Source organism: Candidatus Marimicrobium litorale (assembly GCF_026262645.1).
GTDB lineage: Bacteria > Pseudomonadota > Gammaproteobacteria > Pseudomonadales > Halieaceae > Marimicrobium > Marimicrobium litorale.
This window is the reverse complement of record NZ_SHNO01000001.1, coordinates 1,130,751-1,148,018: the sequence shown is the minus strand read 5'-3', so window position 1 is coordinate 1,148,018 and position 17,268 is coordinate 1,130,751. Positions and strand designations below refer to the sequence as shown.

15 protein-coding genes are annotated in these 17,268 nt (G+C 53.9%); 9 read left to right on the top strand and 6 right to left on the bottom strand.

Features of this window, described 5'->3' with window-relative positions; genetic code table 11:
- Positions 1 to 125 precede the first annotated feature (125 nt).
- The 4 genes from EYC82_RS05225 to EYC82_RS05210 are packed head-to-tail and all read right to left on the bottom strand — an operon-like array spanning position 126 to position 5,189.
- On the bottom strand, positions 126 to 1,592 hold the full coding sequence (locus tag EYC82_RS05225; protein WP_279248489.1) for an NAD-dependent succinate-semialdehyde dehydrogenase: 1,467 nt from the start codon (positions 1,590 to 1,592) through the stop codon (positions 126 to 128).
- A gap of 34 nt (positions 1,593 to 1,626) precedes the next feature.
- Positions 1,627 to 2,613, bottom strand: a complete 987-nt coding sequence (locus tag EYC82_RS05220; RefSeq protein WP_279248488.1) for a TIGR03621 family F420-dependent LLM class oxidoreductase — start codon at positions 2,611 to 2,613, stop codon at positions 1,627 to 1,629.
- Positions 2,610 to 4,802: a molybdopterin-containing oxidoreductase family protein gene (locus EYC82_RS05215; RefSeq protein WP_279248487.1), complete on the bottom strand. Its 2,193-nt coding sequence runs from the start codon at positions 4,800 to 4,802 to the stop codon at positions 2,610 to 2,612. The genes EYC82_RS05220 and EYC82_RS05215 overlap by 4 nt, the downstream gene beginning before the upstream one ends.
- A 42-nt stretch (positions 4,803 to 4,844) precedes the next feature.
- Complete coding sequence (locus tag EYC82_RS05210; protein ID WP_279248486.1) at positions 4,845 to 5,189, bottom strand: putative quinol monooxygenase; 345 nt, start codon at positions 5,187 to 5,189, stop codon at positions 4,845 to 4,847.
- Positions 5,190 to 5,325: 136 nt separating this feature from the next.
- On the opposite strand from EYC82_RS05210, the gene EYC82_RS05205 reads away from it, so the two are divergent.
- Positions 5,326 to 6,330 carry an NADP-dependent oxidoreductase gene (locus EYC82_RS05205; protein WP_279248485.1) on the top strand — a complete coding sequence of 335 codons (1,005 nt, stop codon included), beginning with the start codon at positions 5,326 to 5,328 and terminating at the stop codon, positions 6,328 to 6,330.
- 99 nt (positions 6,331 to 6,429) lie between these two features.
- Here EYC82_RS05205 and EYC82_RS05200 read toward each other — a convergent pair whose 3' ends face one another.
- Entirely contained in the window at positions 6,430 to 7,200 is a 771-nt protein-coding gene (locus EYC82_RS05200) for an SDR family oxidoreductase (protein ID WP_279248484.1), read from the bottom strand.
- Between the two features lie 131 nt (positions 7,201 to 7,331).
- A complete protein-coding gene (locus tag EYC82_RS05195; RefSeq protein ID WP_279248483.1) occupies positions 7,332 to 7,760 on the bottom strand; it encodes a nuclear transport factor 2 family protein in 429 nt (142 codons plus the stop codon).
- Between the two features lie 161 nt (positions 7,761 to 7,921).
- Between EYC82_RS05195 and EYC82_RS05190 the strand changes: the two genes are divergently transcribed.
- The 8 genes from EYC82_RS05190 to EYC82_RS05155 all read left to right on the top strand — a co-directional run bounded on the left by EYC82_RS05190 (position 7,922) and on the right by EYC82_RS05155 (position 17,240).
- A complete protein-coding gene (locus EYC82_RS05190) occupies positions 7,922 to 9,331 on the top strand; it encodes a carotenoid oxygenase family protein (protein WP_279248482.1) in 1,410 nt (469 codons plus the stop codon).
- A gap of 17 nt (positions 9,332 to 9,348) precedes the next feature.
- Positions 9,349 to 10,782 (top strand): carotenoid oxygenase family protein, encoded by a 1,434-nt coding sequence (locus EYC82_RS05185; protein ID WP_279248481.1) that lies wholly within the window; start codon positions 9,349 to 9,351, stop codon positions 10,780 to 10,782.
- Positions 10,783 to 10,847: 65 nt separating this feature from the next.
- Complete coding sequence (locus EYC82_RS05180; protein ID WP_279248480.1) at positions 10,848 to 11,273, top strand: Zn-ribbon domain-containing OB-fold protein; 426 nt, start codon at positions 10,848 to 10,850, stop codon at positions 11,271 to 11,273.
- Positions 11,274 to 11,305: 32 nt separating this feature from the next.
- Entirely contained in the window at positions 11,306 to 12,448 is a 1,143-nt protein-coding gene (locus EYC82_RS05175; RefSeq protein WP_279248479.1) for a thiolase family protein, read from the top strand.
- 21 nt (positions 12,449 to 12,469) lie between these two features.
- On the top strand, positions 12,470 to 13,855 hold the full coding sequence (locus EYC82_RS05170; protein WP_279248478.1) for an aromatic ring-hydroxylating oxygenase subunit alpha: 1,386 nt from the start codon (positions 12,470 to 12,472) through the stop codon (positions 13,853 to 13,855).
- 12 nt (positions 13,856 to 13,867) lie between these two features.
- Positions 13,868 to 14,653 carry an SDR family NAD(P)-dependent oxidoreductase gene (locus EYC82_RS05165; RefSeq protein WP_279248477.1) on the top strand — a complete coding sequence of 262 codons (786 nt, stop codon included), beginning with the start codon at positions 13,868 to 13,870 and terminating at the stop codon, positions 14,651 to 14,653.
- Between the two features lie 38 nt (positions 14,654 to 14,691).
- The gene (locus tag EYC82_RS05160) at positions 14,692 to 16,311 is read left to right on the top strand and encodes an AMP-binding protein (RefSeq protein ID WP_279248476.1); all 1,620 of its coding nucleotides are present in this window, start codon (positions 14,692 to 14,694) and stop codon (positions 16,309 to 16,311) included.
- Positions 16,311 to 17,240, top strand: a complete 930-nt coding sequence (locus EYC82_RS05155) for an SDR family oxidoreductase (RefSeq protein WP_279248475.1) — start codon at positions 16,311 to 16,313, stop codon at positions 17,238 to 17,240. Before EYC82_RS05160 ends, EYC82_RS05155 begins: the two co-directional genes overlap by 1 nt.
- Positions 17,241 to 17,268 lie beyond the last annotated feature (28 nt).

Sequence of the window (17,268 nt, the reverse complement as noted above, 5' to 3'; positions counted from 1 at the left end):
ACCCTAAGCACCGCGCACTGTCGCCCGCTGCGAGCCCTGATGGCCCTGCTTGTTTGCCGGCGGGCGCGAATCCTTGATCGCTTCGGTGCCGGAAGGCTGCTGCCCTCCGACGGCTCACTCCAGGCCTAGTCGTTTACACCACCCATGTTGAGGTACTTTATCTCGAGGTAGTCATCGATGCCGTACTTGGAGCCTTCGCGCCCGATGCCGGATTCCTTGACTCCGCCAAAAGGAGCGACCTCGGTGGAAATAATGCCTTCGTTGATACCGACAATGCCGTAGTCGAGTCCCTCGGCCACGCGCCACACCCGACCGATATCTCGCGCGTAAAAGTATGCGGACAGGCCAAAGGGTGTGTCATTGCCAATACGAATCGCTTCTTCTTCTGTTTTGAATTTGAACAGGGGTGCGATGGGGCCGAATATTTCTTCGTTATACACTTCCATCGTGTTGTCTACGTCCACCAACACCGTGGGCTCAAAAAAGTTGCCACCATGGCCCTCGTTGCCGCGGCCGCCAATCAGGATTTGTGCTCCGTTATCGGTGGCCTGTTTCAGTATAGAGCTGACTTTTTCATAGGCCGCATCGTTGATCAGGGGGCCTACAGTGACTCCGTCATCTGCGCCATCACCCATTCTGAGAGCCTTTACCGCAGCGACGAGTTTCTCAGAGAATGCATCGAAGACGCCTTCCTGCACCAGAATCCTGTTTGCACAGACACAGGTCTGGCCCGCGTTACGATATTTCGATGCCATGGCCCCAACTACAGCCGCATCAAGGTCGGCATCGTCAAAGACAATAAAAGGGGCGTTACCGCCCAGTTCCATGGAGGTTTTCTTGATGGTTGCTGCGCATTGCTCCATCAAAAGTTTGCCTATCTCGGTCGAGCCGGTAAACGTCAGTTTGCGCACTATCTTACTGCTTGTCATCTCGCCGCCAATAGCGCGAGCGTTGCTGCCGGCCACTACACTGAACGCCCCGGCCGGTATGCCGGCACGTTGGCCCAGTTCAGCCAGTGCCAGCGCACACAAAGGTGTTTCCGTAGCCGGTTTCAATACGATGGTGCAGCCTGCGGCCAGCGCCGGCGCAACCTTGCGGGTAATCATCGCGATCGGGAAATTCCAGGGTGTGATTGCGGCGACTACACCAACAGGCTGTTTCAGGGTGATGATGCGTTGGTTCGGATTGTTAGACGCGATTGTATCGCCATACACCCGTCGACCTTCTTCAGCGAACCACTCAACGAAAGCCGCACCGTAGGCGACCTCGCCGCGTGATTCGGCCAAAGGCTTACCCTGTTCTGCTGTCATCAGCTGTGCAAGGTCTTCCTGGTTTTCCATAATCAGGTTAAACCAGCGTTTGAGGATGGCCGAGCGCTCTTTAGCGACCACGTTTCGCCAGCTCGCAAATGCTTTGTCCGCGGCTTCGATAGCACGGCGTGTTTCTGCTGCACCGGCATTCGCAATAGAGACGATTTCTACCTTGCTGGCCGGATTCAATACAGGAACAGTTGAACCGTCGTCGGCGTCTACCCAGTCGCCGTCGATATACAATTGTGAACGCAGTAGGGATGAGTCAGTTAATGTTGGCATGGTTTGCAGTTACTCCTGAAAATAGTGGGGACGGTTACTTGCCAGCGAGACGGGCGACTACCGGTGCGAATACTTCGACCATGTTGTTTTCTCCGTCGTCCAGCACAGTGATGTAAGAAATTCCATAGGCTGCTCTGCGACGCTCAAGTTCCTCGCAAATGAAATCTACGCTGCCGATCAGGCAGTGCGGGTGAGTGAGAATATCTTCTGCAGTCATCCCCAAGGCATCGCCAATAGCAGCGGCGGTAGGCTGCTGATGGTCGGTGATTATCGTATTGTATGCGCCGATTTCAAGCTCAATATCATCGAAGCGGCTACCCGCTCCGTTTTTTATCCAGTTGATTTTTTTCGCGGTGGCCGCTGCCAGACCTGAGTTCATTCCGTCAGGCCCCAGTTTGCCGGCTCTATTATTGAAGTTCAGGCTGACGATATCGGCTTCCCTGCCGGCAAATTCCAGAATTTTTTTGCTGCCACCTCCTATCATTAGCGGCGGCCAGGGTTTTTGTGAAGGGGAGGGTATGCCTGAGAAGCCTGACCAGCGAACATGTTTGCCGTCGATATCCAGTGGCTCGCCACCCATGAAAGCCTTGTAGGCGTGGACGCTCTCTGCGAAGCGCTCGAAGCGTTCCGGGAAGTCGCCAAAAGGAAGATCTACCGCCTCATACTCGTTCTGAATCCAGCCCGCGCCGAGTCCGAATTCCAGCCTGCCGCCGGAGAGATAGTCCATCGTGGCGGCTTCCTTTGCCAGTATGACTGGGTGGCGGTAGTCATTGCAGAATACCCGGCAGCCGACTCGCAGTGTGCTGGTTTGTTGGAGCGCCATTGCGATGGCCGGCACCGCACCGAGTAGCTGTGGTGGGTGGCCCGTCGGGTCCATTGCAGGGCCAGTGCTTAGAAAGTGGTCAGCGAGGTGAAATGCGGAATAACCCAGTTCCTCCGTGCGGGCAATCAGACTGCGCCAGTTTGCCGGTGAGTCCGTGTTAAAACTTTGCAGTGCGAATCGAAAAGGTTTGTTGCTCATACGTGTTCCTGTGTCTCGGGCTGAACAGTTTTGGACAACTTGACCGCAATAGCACTGTGTCTCGCCATGCCGGTATACTTTTCCGGATGATCGAGATTATCAATCAGGCGATTCGTGTTTGCGCCTATTTCGCGGACTTTATCGTCCCCCGAACCGTCGGGAGCGCCGCCCCAGCAGTGGGACATAGAGACCACCCCTCGCTTGATGTCCGGAGCACCCTGCGCCACCGCGGGAATTTCACCTCGGGCAGAGCTGACCGATATTACTTCACCATCTTGGATGCCCAGTGCTGCGAGATCCTGCGGATTGATAAAGGCGGGGTTGGTGGTGCCCTTTGCGGCAAGGACGCTCAGTTCTGGTCCAGTAGAATTAAAAGTATTTTTCATTCGCCGGCTGATCAGCAGGTAGGGGTAATCGTTCTTTGCTAGCAGACTGGCGTCCGCGTCACGCACGGCAGACTCGATTTCCTCCGAGAGTCCCTCGGGAAACAAGTCCATGCGTCCCGCGGTCGTCGGATCCGCGGGCTGAATGACGACATCCGGTATATCGTATGTGTGACCACCTTCGCGGCTATAGATGTCCTCTAGCGGCACGCGTGAATCCGTGGTCATTTTGGATAGTACATCGTACTTTGTAGGGCAGTTTTCCATATCCAGCGGATGTTGCTGATTAATACTCATATTGAGGCCCAGTCGTTTGCCCAATTCCCAAAATAGTTCCCACTCTTCTATGACGTCACCTTCAGCCTCCACGACCGTCTTGGTATAGTGACTGTAGGGTTCCTCGTACCAGATGTCGGTGAGTACCGTGAGATCCTCCCGCTCCAGACAAAGCTTTGAACCGATGACATAATCTGCCATCTCTGCGGTGGCTGATAACTTGTAGTCAATACACACAAGAAGGTCCAGACTCTTCAGCGCCTCGTGCGCTTTTTCCTGTCCAGGCCATGCCAGAACAGGATTGCCACCAATGCAGATCAGCGCCTTGATTTGTCCTTCGCCCTCCATCAGGATTTCGTCAGCGCAGACTGCAGTGGGCATCTCCTTGATTGGACCATTGGCAGTCAACACAGTGACCTCGCCGATATCATCAGACACCCGGCTTCGCACTCCCTGCAACCACTCGGGGTTGGGCGGTACGGCTTGTGCGTAGCGCGGTGCCTCGGGACCGAGTACGCCTGCGTTCGGGAGTTTTTCTCCTGCCCTGTAATGGCGGCCGCAAATAGCGTTGATGGTCTGCACCAGGTGCTGAATCAGGTTGGGGTGGGGGCCCATTTCGGGTCCGGTGCCGGTACTGGCAGTGCCCCGCGGTCCTGCTGCAAAGAGCCGTGCCGCCGCTATGATGTCGTTTTTGTCGAGTTCGGTGCGCTCGGCTACATAGTCGGGCGTAAAGCGTGCGAGGCTGTCCTCGAGTAAATCGAGGTTTTCGATGTGGTCAGTGCAGAAAGCCTTGTCGTGCAGTTCCTCGGCCAGGATGATACTGATCAGCCCGGCGAGTAAGACTGCATCCTGACCGGGCTTGATCTGCAGGTGCAGATCGGCACGGGAAGCCAGCTCCGACCGGCGAGGGTCAACACAGATTACTTTGACACCTCGCTTCTTGCCCTCTCTAAGCGCATTACTCGGGCTGAAGCTAGGTACACCGCCTGGTATAGAGAAGTGTGATACCAGGGTGTTATTGCCAATAATGAGGGCGACGTTGGCATCTCGCCAAGTGTGGCTGCCGCCGCCCCAGAAACCCATCCGAGCGGCACCAATACCGACTTTGGCGGGTTGGTCGATGGTGATGCTGGTGTAATAGGAGGGTGAGTCCAGGGCGACATGCCACGCTTTTGCAACCGGATGCGTAGCGGAGTTTTGGAAGGATACAGTTCCGTTGTAGCTGGCAATCGCTCTGGGGCCATATTCCTTGAGGATGGCCTTCAGTTTATCAGCGATCTCATCGAGCGCCTGGACGCTGCTGATCTCCGTGCGACTCCCGTCAGCATTTTTCTTCAGGGAGCAGTTAATTCTTTCCGGGTGATAAAGCTGTTCGGGAAGCTGGCGGCCCTTAACGCAGGTATAGCCACCATAAAGTGTGTTGCTGGTATCGGGCACCAAGTCGATAAGGCGATTATCCTCAACCGTTGCCTCCATCGGGCAATAGGCGTGACAAAAGCGGCAGTAGGTTTTTACAGTTTTACTCGCCATAGCAAGTGACTCCATGCATGAGCGCGTGACTTGATTCGTGGTTTACTCGGTGAAGAAATCCGCTCTCGGTTTACCTTCCGGATCGTACACGGGTTCTTCCAGTGCGATCTTGAATTTGGACACCTGCGTGTCGCTAACGCCATACTTGCCCAGTGAGGCGAGCATGTTCTGGTAGTAAGGGCCTGCCAGGTGCGCAGCAAGGTCCTCGATGGAGTCCCAATTCTCGTAAACGTAAACGCGGGTATCGGACGTAGGATCAGCAGACCAAACATAGTGTTTGCAGCCTTGCTGACTGCGTGTTTCTTCGACCAGTGCGGCCGTTTCGGCGAGCGCTTTTTCTCGTTCCCCGGCGGGAAGATGAAGGGAGCCGTTAATGAGTATCGTCATGGCAGTATCCTGCGCGGCAAATAGGGTCTGGAGTCGTTAAAGAAAAGCCCGTGAACATTAGCAGAGTGGGCATACTAAAACAATCAGGGTTGACTGATTTTTTGTTAGTCGGTATCTTGCACGGATGACTACCTTGATGAATCGCCAATACTATCTGGCCTCGCGCCCCGCAGGCGCCCCCGACTCCAGCAATGTACCCGCCCGTGACGTGCCCGTGCCTGAGCCCGCAGATGGCGAGGTTGTGCTGAAGAACCTCTACATTTCACTCGATCCTGCCATTCGCGGTTGGATGGGTGACGACCCGAATTATATTGAGCCCATTGCCCTTGGTGACGCGGTGCGCAGCTCGGTGATCGGACGGGTGGTTAAAAGCGACAGCCCCGACTTTGCCGAAGGCGATGTAGCGATGACAGTAGGAGCCTGGGAAGCTTACACCAGAGTTCCCGGTGTCATGCTGAATAAACTCGATGAAGCAGCGGGCATTCCTCTTAGTACCTATTTGGGCGTACTCGGCCCGACAGGTCTGACAGCGTATTTCGGACTGCTTGACGTCGGCAGGCCCAAGGCCGGCGATACCGTGCTGGTGAGCGCCGCCGCGGGTGCCGTGGGTTCTGTTGTGGGCCAGATTGCCAAGATGCAGGGCTGCCGCGTGGTCGGTATGGCTGGCACGGATGACAAGTGTCGCTGGCTGGAAGAGGATCTTGGTTTCGACGCGGTGATCAACTACAAGCAATGTGGCGATTACGAGGCGGCGATTCGTGTTGCATGCCCCAAGGGTGTCGATGTTTACTTCGACAATGTCGGCGGCGAAATCTTCGATGCCGCTTTGTTGTGCCTTAACAAGTTTGCCCGTGTCGCCGTTTGCGGCTGGATTTCCACCTATAACGTCCCCGACGCACCGGGTCCAACGAACTTGTGGCAGCTGGTTGCAGAGAGCGTCACTGTTCAGGGCTTTACAGTCATCGATTACATGGATCGTTTTCCCGAGGGTATTGCTCAACTTGCTGAATGGGTAGTTGCAGGCAAGTTGCAGTTCAGGGAGGAAATCGTCGACGGACTCGATAATATCCTGCCAACCTTCCTGCGCCTTTTTGATGGCTCCAATCAGGGTAAGCTGGTAATTCGCATACCGGAAGAATAGCGCTTCTCCTCGACGAGAGCAGGCGGCCGGATAAAACGACGGGCCCGCACCGAAGAACTCGACCGCTGATGCAAAACGGTCGAGCAGCCAGGCGTTCTATTAACCCATTCTCGGGTGCTCGCTGACGGTTCCGCCTTCCACAGGAAATTGTCCTCCGGTGCAAAAGCTTGCTTCGTCCGAGGCGAGAAACAAGGCCATGGCAGCGACTTCCTCTACTCTACCCATACGCCCCATGGGGGACATTCGGTTGAAGCTTTTTGCCAGTGTCGGCGTTGCATCCAGCGCGGTTTTGAGAATGTTGGTAAGGGTGGCGCCGGGGTGAATAGAGTTGACCCGGATATTGAGGCCCTCTGTGGCGCACTGCACCGCGACAGATTTGGTGAGCCCGACCACGCCTGCTTTAGATGTCGTATAGGCGACATCGGGGATGGCCAGGTAAGAAGTGGTGGATGCGGTGTTGACGATGGAGCCTCCGCTGCCTCCTGCGTTATTGCGCATCAGCCTTACGGCACTGCGGCAGCCCAGCATCACGCCTGTCAGATTGATAGACAGCAAACGGTTCCAGGTGTCGAGGTCAATCTCGAGAATCGATTTCTCAGCCACAATGCCGGCGTTATTGAGCAGTATATCGAGGCGGCCATAGTCGCAGCTAATCAGTGTTTCCAGGGCACCCCAGCCGGATTCACTGCTCACATCCAGGTGCACGAAGCGGGCGTCGCATTCGTCGGCGACGCGTTGGCCGGCATCAGCGTCTACGTCAGCAAGCAGCACTCTACCCCCTTCGGCACAGAAGCGTCTGACCATCCCTTCACCTATGCCGGATGCCCCCCCGGTGATAACCGTTACCTTATCCTGTACTCGTCCCGCCATGGTGTTTCTCCCTGACTGGCGTTTCATGGTGTGCGGGGGCAGGGCACTGCCTGTCGTCCAGTTTGCTGTCCGCCAGAACAACAGATGGTGCATGCACAGCTTAACTGCACAGGCGCCCCGGTTCCGCTGGATTATGCGGGCGGTGTATAGTCGCCGCTCATATCCCCTGGGCCGTTATAAATAAAACTGTAGTCACGAGATTGGAACAGCCACTGTTCATCCTGCCGGACGTAGGTATCGTTATAGCGACTTAACACGGTGCTGGCATTGCCCTCGGGATCGCGGGTGTACTCATGGAGATACCAGTGGCCGCTGGCAGTGTCACCTGATATTTCGAACAGGCAGGAGCTGGGCATCATGAGGGCAAACTCAAAGCTGCTTATCATTTGCTTCCACAAGGCCAGGATATTGTCCTTACCACCGACCGGATTGCCGAGGAGGTTCCATACCGCATCTTCCGACCAGGTGGCGATCCAGGCGTCCGCATCGACACGGTTGACCGCATCGCAGTAGCGGGCCATCAGGTTTCTCAGGGCGATTTCGTCTTCTATCGGGTTCATTAGCGCTGTCCGTTCTATTATGGGGTTGCGAATTATTACTTTAACGCCACCCGGCGAGAAAAGAAACAAACGAGACTGTTTTTTAGTTTGGCAGGGTGCTAGTATCGGAATCGCTTACTTCTCCGGTTCCGGGTAGCGGGCAATAACTCTGAGGTGATGTCATGGATTTAAGTGCTTTTCCCTATTTGCAGGGCAATTATGCTCCCGTTGAAGAAGAGTCTGACTGGGGCGAGAATGATCTGGTTATCGAGGGCAAGGTACCCGAGAGCTTGGTTGGCGCGTTCATGCGCGATGGTGCCAACGTCGCTTACCAGCCCAATCACTACGTGTATCCCCTCGACGGAGACGGGATGGTGCACGCGGTGTATTTCAAGGACGGTCATGTCGAATACAAGAATCGCTGGGTAGAGACCAGCCACCTGAAAACAGAACGCAAGTTCGGCAAGACGATCTATGGCAGTGTCGGTAAGCTCTTGCCTGTGCCCCAGGAAGTGATTGATGCCGGTGGTGAACCGAGCCCGATTCGCAACACAGCGAATACCAATATTATTTACCACGGTGAAAAGCTCTTTACTATGTGGGAGGGCGGTTTCCCTCACCTGTTAAATAATGATCTGTCCACGGTTGGCCTGTACGACTACGATGGCGCATTGCAAGCGGGTGATGCCCTGACCGCTCATCCGAAAGTGTGTCCGGACACCGGACAGTTAATTTCTTGCACGCAGCGCTGGGACAGCCCCAACTATTGGGTACAGGTCTTTGATAAGGCGGGCAAGCATATGCGGACTATCCCCGTAGAATTTGAGCGCAAAGGTATCATTCACGATCTTCAAATCACCGATAACCACATTATTATTTTTTACGCTCCCGCTTTCCACAGTTTAGAGCAAGCGATGAAAGGCGAAGATCCCTTCCACTGGGAGCCGGAGCGTGGCAGCAAAATCATCGTGATTCCCCGGGACGGCAAGGGCAAGAACATGATCTTTGAAACTGATGCCTTTTTCAGCTGGCACTACTGCAATGGCTTCGAAGTCGGCGGTAAAATTATTATCGACTACGTATGGATTAGTTCTATTCCCTTCTCTCAGGCCCAGGGCACCGGCGTGGAAAAGCAGCCGCGCCGTATGTACCGTATGACACTGGATCCCACAACTAAAAAGGTCACCAACGAGCAGGTTTCAGACGTATTCTGTGAGTTCTCTCGGGTTGATGAGCGTCGTATGGGTAAGCAATATCGTTACGGTTTTGCCGCATCGTCTAACCGGGATTGGGGTGATGCCCACGGTTATAATTGCACGGGCCGTTTCGATTTCGAAACGGGTGAGACCAAGCTGTGGGAATATGGCCCTGAGGCCAATGCAGGTGAGCCTGTGCATGTACCGAATCCCGACAGCGATCGCGAGGAAGATGGCTGGATCATGTGCTTTGTGCACAATCCGGAGGAGGGTCAGTATCTGTCGATTCTGAGTGCGGGCGATTTTGATAATGGTCCGCTGTGCAAGGTGCGCATTCCTTCTCGCGTGCCCAACGGCTTTCACGCCAATTGGATGCAGAGCCTGACCCTCGGTTAGCAGAGGTCTTGCAGATTATGACCAGCCGCCCCTCAATTGATCTCAGTATATCGCCCTATCTGCAGGCGAATTATGCGCCTGTGCTAGAGGAGCATGAATGGGACGAGGGCGACGGAGGGTTGCGTGTAGAAGGCAAGGTTCCCGAGAATCTGATTGGGGCTTTTATGCGCAATGGCCCTAATATAGCGTGGCAGCCTGATCACTACGTCTACCCTGCAGACGGCGATGGCATGGTACATGCGGTCTATTTCAAGGGTGGTCGAGTGCACTATCGCAACCGCTGGGTGCGCACTGCAGGTTTTCTTGTAGAGGAACAGCTCGGCCGCTCTTGCTACGGCAGTGTTGGAAAAATTCGTATGCCGGATGAGGAAACTCTCGCGGCGGGTGGGCCGGGCAGTCCGATGAAAAATCTGGCTAATACCAATATTGTTTATCACGGCGAGAAGCTGCTGGCTCTGTGGGAGGTAGGCAGTGCTTACGAGTTGAAAGCAGACCTTAGCACGGTAGGCGAATGGGATTATGACGGCGCCCTGATGCCCGGAGATGGGCTAACCGCACACCCGAAAATTTGCGGACGCACGGGTGAGTTGATCACCTGCACCCAGCGCTGGGATGCACCGTACTACACCCTGCGCATCATGGATAAGAATGGTCGCCAGACCCTCTCTCGTGTGGTGGATATGCCGGATCGCGCTGTCATGCACGATATGCAGATTTGTGGCGATTACGTGGTGATATTTTACCCGCCCGCATTTACCAATCTTGAGGCCGGTATGACCGGCGGTAATCCTTTTATCTGGCACGGTGAGCGTCCCAGCCGTATTTGTGCCATACCCCGAGATGGGGGCGATCCAGTCTGGTTTGAAAAGCCAACGTTTTTTAGTTGGCATTTCACTAATGGTTTCCAGAGCGGCAGCAAGCTTTATGTAGATTACGTGTGGATGGCCACTCCGCCTTTTTCCAATGACCCCAATAGCGGACTGGAACGTCAGACCCGCAATATGCACCGTATGACGCTCGATCTGAAAACGGGTGAGGTTACCGATGAGAAACTCGGTCCTACCTACTGTGAGTTCGGACGCGCAGACGATCGCTTATGTGGACTGCAGTACCGCTACGCGTTCGCTGCAGCTTCAGACAACAGCGAATGGGATGGTCCTAATCATGACTACAACGGCGTTATTCGATATGACATGGATACTGGCGATACCCGGTTTTGGGATTACGGAAAGGGTGCTAACGCCGGTGAGCCTGTTCACGTGCCGAATCCGGACAGTGAGCGTGAGGAGGACGGCTACCTGATGACCTTTGTTAGCCACCCGGAGGAGGGTGCTTTCATGTCTATTCTCAGTGCTGGTGATATAGAGCGTGGGCCTCTTGCAAAAATTTATATTCCTACGCGCGTGCCTAACGGATTTCACGCAAACTGGATGCCGGGCCTGACAATCTAGTTCGAGAGAGCTGCCCCGCGATTTGCAAAAACAAGTAGTACAACCAGGAGTAACCAATACACATCATGAGCAATCAAGTGCCGATAGCGGAGGGCTTGTTTACGTGGCCGTCCAAGAATCCCGCCCTACTGGGTAGCCGCTGCCAGGATTGTGGTATTGCGACATTCCCCGTATCTGAATCCTGCTCTGCCTGTTCCGGACAGAACGTAGTCGTCGAGGAACTGCCCGGTCACGGAACGCTTTGGACCTGGACGGTACAGCAGTTTATGCCCAAGACACCCTATAAAAGCGGCGAGACGCCCGAGACATTCCAACCGTACGGTGTGGGGTATGTCGAGCTCCCCGGAGGTGTTCGTGTGGAGGGGCGTCTTACTGAAAATGACCCGGCCAAGTTAGCAATCGGTATGAATATGGAGGTTGTATTCGAGCCATTCCGTACCGAGGAAAACGGTGACGAGGTCATCAGTTTCTTCTTCCGCCCTGCAGCGTGAAGCTGTAAACGTATTTTACGAGAGAGAAAGTAATGGACGTAGCAATAGTTGGAATCGGAATACATCCTTTCGGACGCACTCCCTCCCGCAGCGGTCTGCAGCAGGGCGCTTTTGCGGCCCGTCTCGCGCTGCAGGATGCAGGGGTTGAGTGGAAAGATATTCAGTTTGCTTTCGGCGGCAGCGCCAGTTCTGGCAGCGCAGATGCACTGGTGAACGAACTGGGTCTGACTGGCCTGCCTTTTATCAATGTGGCCAATGGCTGCGCAACGGGCGGTAGCTCACTGATATCTGCTTACAATGCGATCAAATCAGGTGAGTATGATCTCGGTCTCGTTGCTGGTTTTGACAAGCATGACCGAGGTGCGTTTAACGCTGATCCAAAGGAACTTGGACTTGGTGAATGGTACGGCGAGGTCGGTATGATGCTCACCACTCAGTTCTTCGCCATGAAAATCCAGAAGTATATGAGTGATTACAACATTAGCGAAAATACCCTGTCGAAGGTGGCGCAGAAATCGTTTATCAATGGCTCAAGGAATCCTAATGCGTGGCGCACGGAGCCTATAGGTGTAGAGGAGATTGCCAACTCCATGATGGTTAATAATCCGCTTACCAAGTTTATGTTTTGTTCGCCTTCAGAGGGTGGCGTTGCGTTGATTTTGAGCAGTGCCGATAAGGCGCACACTTACACTGACACACCGGTGTATCTCAGGGGGGCCACGATGAAGTCTCGCCGTTTTGGATCGTTCGAAGTTTTTGCGCCTAGTCAGGCGCTGCAGCAAGTTGATGGTCCAACGGTAGACGCGTCGAAAGCGGCTTTTGAAATGGCTGGCGTAGGACCAAAAGATATCGATGTCATGCAGCTTCAGGATACTGAGGTAGGCGCTGAAATCATGCACATGGCCGAGAACGGTTTCTGTGAGCACGGTGAACAGGAAACACTGATACAGTCGGGTGAAACACACATCGAGGGAAGCATGCCCATCAATACGGACGGCGGGTGCATAGCCAATGGAGAGCCTATTGGTGCATCCGGCTTGCGGCAGGTATATGAAAATGTGTTGCAGCTCCGTGGGCAGGCGGGTGACCACCAGGTGCCTGATAATCCGAAGCTGGCGTATACCCATGTATACGGTGCGCCAGGAATCAGTGCGGTAACCATTTTGCAGCGCTAGTGAAATAAACGAGGTTTTGCCATGAACAAGAAAGTAAACCTGACGCCGGAACAAATTGCGGCGCGTGATCCGGCAGAGACCTTTCAGGATCTGCTAGATAAAGAGCGGGTAGATGTGCCGGCGGCTCTTAGAGAAAGTACTGACACCTATTTGGGATCTGAAGACCTGTCAGTCGATCGTTATATTTCACAGGATTTTTTCGATCGTGAAGTGGAGACAGTGTGGCGGAAGACTTGGCAGGTGGCCTGTCGGGAAAATAGGGTACGGAATCCTGGGGATTATTTTGTTTACGATATTGTTAACGACTCAATCCTTCTTGCCCGCACTGAAAAGGGCGAACTAAAAGGCTACTACAACTCCTGTCTGCACCGTGGCCGGGCGTTGAAGCGTGGCTCGGGGCACGGTGCGGATAACATTCGCTGTCCCTATCATGGTTGGACCTGGCAGCTTGATGGCAGTTTTGACCACGCTCCCTGTCAGTGGGATTTTCCTCATATGGAGCCCGATGAAAACAAACTGCTTGAAGTCAAGGTGTCCGTATGGGGTGGCTGGGTATTTATCAACATGGACGAGAACGCTCCTTCACTGGAGGAGTATCTTGAAGTGTTGCCTGAGCACATGAATCAGTGGAAACATGAGCACAGATTCGTTGCTCTGCACGTCGAGAAAGTGATTGCAGCAAACTGGAAAGTAGCGCTCGAAGCCTTTATCGAGTCCTATCACGCTATTGCTACTCACCCTCAGTTAATGCCATTTCAGGCGATTGACAATTCCCAATACGACGTATGGGGCGATCACGTCAGTCGCACTATTACCGCTTATGGGGTGCCCAACCCCAGTCATGCTGATCAGTTCACTGAGCAGGATTCTATGGACGCGATGATGAAGCTGGCGGGCAGCGATGAGCGGCCCGACTTGGCGAAAAACCAGACGGCCCGCGAGAAACTCGCAGAAATTACACTGCCTTCCGTAAACGAGGCATCCGGAGAGGATTTTTCTGACCGGTCGACTATGTCTGAGCTGATGGATTCCACCCTTTACCTCCTATTCCCCAACTTTGCGCCGTGGGCAGGACACGGGAATGTGATCAGTTATCGACACCGTCCCAATGGCGACGATGTTGATAGTTCTATCATGGATATTTTCATTCTAGCTCGATACCCCGAGGGGACTGAGCCTCCACCAGATACGCCAACGCACCGCCTCGCTATCGACGAGCCGTTTAGTGACGCTGCGGAGGTGATGGGAGAGGGCCTGTCAAATGTCTTCAATCAGGATGGGGCTAACTTGCCACAAGTGCAGAGGGGCCTGAAGGCATCAAAGAAAGGGGCGGTTACTCTTGGTAACTATCAGGAAGTGCGTATTCGCCATTTTAATCAGACCTTGGAAAAGTATCTCAACGCTTGAGTAAAACGAAAAATGAATCAACTATCTGAGTTGTTAAAAAGTTTCTCTCTGCAGGGAAAGGTCGCCCTTGTTACTGGCGCTTCCAGTGGGTTTGGCTGTCATTTTGCGCCCTTACTGGCGAAGGCTGGTGCTCGGGTGGTACTCGCGGCGCGGCGCACCGACCTGATACAACAGGAGGCTGATAAAATTGTAGCGGCCGGCGGCGAAGCTATAGCGGTGACCATGGATGTCACGGACAGTGCGAGCGTGGCTTCGGCTTTTGAGCAGGCGCAGAGGCATTTTGGCGTTGTCACAGTACTGATAAATAATGCCGGGATTACCATACCCAAGTTATTGTTGGATCAGGATGATGATGACTGGAATAGCGTCATTGCTACCAACCTTACGGGAGTCGCATACTGCACACGCGAGAGCGCGAAGCGTATGATTGCAGCGGCATCCGGCGGAAGCATTGTGAACATCGCTTCGATAACGGCCGACCGTGTGCAAAAAGCCCTGACGAATTATTGCGCTTCAAAAGCCGGTGTCGTGCAGTTTACAAAGGCGGCGGCGGTAGAATTCGCTCAGCACAATATACGAGTAAATGCGCTGTGCCCCGGCTATTTTCAGACCCCGCTAAATCGGGAATGGTTTAAGACGGAAGATGGCCAGGCCTTGATTAGGCGAATCCCACAGCGTCGCACAGGGGAATTGCCCGAACTGGACGGCCCACTCTTGTTGCTGGCATCTGATGCAGGCTCGCTGATGACTGGCGCAGCAATCACTGTAGATGGCGGACACGTTCTCTCTGAACTTTAGCGCAGTACAAACAATTTCCAGACTAAGGGGTTTAAACCTTGATTAACAATCCACTCAGTGAGGCGCGGATTGCCCGTGACGGCTCGCAATGGGCTAATAGAACGATCGCCAGTGGTGCTTGGAAGAAAGCCGAGGAAACACCGGAAGATGTAGCAATCTATGTTGAAGGCGAAGCATCGATTACCTATGGTTCCATTGCTGCAGAAGCGCGACGACTGGCGACTGGCTTGCGCAAACTGGGATTGATAGCAGGCGATGTGATCAGTTTCCAATTACCCAATTGGCGTGAATCGGTGGTGCTGGACATAGCCGCTTCAGCGCTGGGCTTGATCGTGAATCCGGTTATACCGATCTACAGGGACAGAGAGCTGCGCTTTATTCTGGCTGACTGTAACGCCCGTCTTATTTTTATACCGGAACAGTTTCGCAGTGCTGAATTCCCATCGATGATTGACGCGTTGCGGCCCGCCTTACCGCAGCTCGAATATGTCGTCACGGTGCGAGCCGTAGACGATCATGAGGGGACGCTGCGTTATGAGCACCTCGTGGACAACGAGCCGATTGATTTAGCGGAGCTGCCGGAGGTAGACCCAAATAGCATCAAATGTATCCTTTACACCTCTGGCACTACCGGGACGCCAAAAGCTGTTCTGCACAGTCATAATACTCTGGCACGTGTGATACAGAACTCGCTGGATCATTGGGAAATGGATCACAGCGATATCATGTTGATGCCGTCGCCTGTCACTCATATTACGGGCTACGGTTCCGGTATGGTATTGCCTTTTGTGACGCCGGTGAAGTCAGCCTTGATGTCGCGTTGGGATGCTGATGCAGCAGTTGCTTTTATTGATGAGATTGGAGCCACTGCGAGCGTCGGAGCGACCCCTTTTCTTGTTGAACTGGTTGCGGCAGCGAAAAGGAATGGCACCAAGCTGCCGAGCATGCGTCTATTTGCCTGTGGTGGGGCGGCGGTCCCGCATCAGGTGATCAACAGCGCTTGCGATGAACTGGAGAATTGTTGTGCATTTCGCGTCTACGGAAGTACCGAAACACCGGTTATCACTCAGGGGTTTGTTGACGCGAGTCAGCGAGAACTGGCTGCCACTACCGATGGCATGATCTATGGCTACGATGTCAAGATTCTCGATGAGAACGGTGTCGAAGTCGGATTCGAGGTCGATGGCGAGATTGCTGCTCGCGGCGCAGGGATGATGCTGGGTTATGCGGATCTGGCGCAAAATCGTGATGCGCATGACGAACAGGGTTATTTCTATACAGGTGATATCGGCCGGCGCACTAATGACAACGCAATTCTGATCACAGACCGAAAAAAAGACATCATCATACGCGGTGGTGAGAACATCAGTGCCAAGGAAGTGGAGGATGTACTCCATGATCACCCTGGCATTCATGAGGCGGCCGTTGTTGCTATGCCGCACGAGCGGCTGGGGGAGGGCGTTTGTGCTTTTGTAGTGGCCGATAGTGATGTAGATGTCGACGCGGTGACAGGGTTTGCCGACAAAGCTCAGCTGGCTAAGCAGAAGATCCCGCAACGTATCGAATTTGTGCGTAATTTGCCCCGCACTGCGAGCGGGAAAGTGCGGAAAGACGTACTTCGGCGACAGATCAGGACAATACTGGAGGATACCGTCTAATGACCCGATTCAGTCGGCGTTCTAATGCGGAGCAGGTCAGTGAAGGCGTAGACCTGTCGGGGAAAAATGCGCTCGTTACCGGCGCGAACACCGGACTAGGCCAGGAAACCGCCAGAGTGCTGGCACTGCGCGGAGCGCATGTGACTATGGCCTGCCGAAACCGGGCCAAGGCAATGGAGGCGAAGCAGGAGATAGTCGATTCATCCGTGGGTAAAATCTCAGAAGCGCAGCTTGATTTTCTTGAACTTGATCTGAATTCACTCGCGGCGGTTCGTACCTCGGCCGAGGTATTCAAAGAGTGGCAGCGTCCACTGCATCTGCTAATTAACAACGCCGGCATCATGATACCCATGGAGCGTCGAACAGAGGATGGGTTTGAGGCGCACATGGGTATTAATCATCTGGGCCACTTCCTCTTTACCAACCTGCTTCTCGACTCCTTATCGGCAGCAAAGGGAGCGCGCGTGGTAATGGTTTCCTCTTCAGCTATGGGAATGGCAACGCTTACACCGCAGCTTCAAGATCTTAATTGGGAATCGCGTAAGTTTAGCGGCTTCCGCTCGTATGGTGATTCGAAGTTGATGAACCTGATGTTCTCTAATGAATTTAATCGACGTTATGCCGGGGAAGGTATCTTCGCCAATGCTTTGCATCCGGGAGTTATTGCAACAGAGCTTGCTCGTGACCAATCGATTCCATTTATGCTGCTCGGCGTATTTATGTTGCCGTTAATGAAAACGGTTCCGCGTGGCGCGGCCACCTCGCTGTACGCAGCTACCAGTCCTGACTACGAACAACGCGGCGGGCTCTTTTTTAGCGATTGTCGTGAGAAAAAGGTGTTACACAAGCTTGCTCAAGACGAGGATGCCTGTGCGGCGCTGTGGCAGCGTAGTTGTCAAATGACAGATTTTGCTGATAACAGATCGTAGCGGGTAAACCGCCGAGAGACGTTTTCTT

Coding starts and splice junctions, on each gene's coding strand:
- EYC82_RS05175 (WP_279248479.1), top strand. CDS start 11,306: ATGGACGTAGCAATAGTTGGAATCGGAATACATCCTTTCGGACGCACT.
- EYC82_RS05190 (WP_279248482.1), top strand. CDS start 7,922: ATGGATTTAAGTGCTTTTCCCTATTTGCAGGGCAATTATGCTCCCGTT.
- EYC82_RS05205 (WP_279248485.1), top strand. CDS start 5,326: ATGAATCGCCAATACTATCTGGCCTCGCGCCCCGCAGGCGCCCCCGAC.
- EYC82_RS05185 (WP_279248481.1), top strand. CDS start 9,349: ATGACCAGCCGCCCCTCAATTGATCTCAGTATATCGCCCTATCTGCAG.
- EYC82_RS05155 (WP_279248475.1), top strand. CDS start 16,311: ATGACCCGATTCAGTCGGCGTTCTAATGCGGAGCAGGTCAGTGAAGGC.
- EYC82_RS05170 (WP_279248478.1), top strand. CDS start 12,470: ATGAACAAGAAAGTAAACCTGACGCCGGAACAAATTGCGGCGCGTGAT.
- EYC82_RS05220 (WP_279248488.1), bottom strand. CDS start 2,613: ATGAGCAACAAACCTTTTCGATTCGCACTGCAAAGTTTTAACACGGAC.
- EYC82_RS05215 (WP_279248487.1), bottom strand. CDS start 4,802: ATGGCGAGTAAAACTGTAAAAACCTACTGCCGCTTTTGTCACGCCTAT.
- EYC82_RS05200 (WP_279248484.1), bottom strand. CDS start 7,200: ATGGCGGGACGAGTACAGGATAAGGTAACGGTTATCACCGGGGGGGCA.
- EYC82_RS05165 (WP_279248477.1), top strand. CDS start 13,868: ATGAATCAACTATCTGAGTTGTTAAAAAGTTTCTCTCTGCAGGGAAAG.
- EYC82_RS05210 (WP_279248486.1), bottom strand. CDS start 5,189: ATGACGATACTCATTAACGGCTCCCTTCATCTTCCCGCCGGGGAACGA.
- EYC82_RS05195 (WP_279248483.1), bottom strand. CDS start 7,760: ATGAACCCGATAGAAGACGAAATCGCCCTGAGAAACCTGATGGCCCGC.
- EYC82_RS05225 (WP_279248489.1), bottom strand. CDS start 1,592: ATGCCAACATTAACTGACTCATCCCTACTGCGTTCACAATTGTATATC.
- EYC82_RS05180 (WP_279248480.1), top strand. CDS start 10,848: ATGAGCAATCAAGTGCCGATAGCGGAGGGCTTGTTTACGTGGCCGTCC.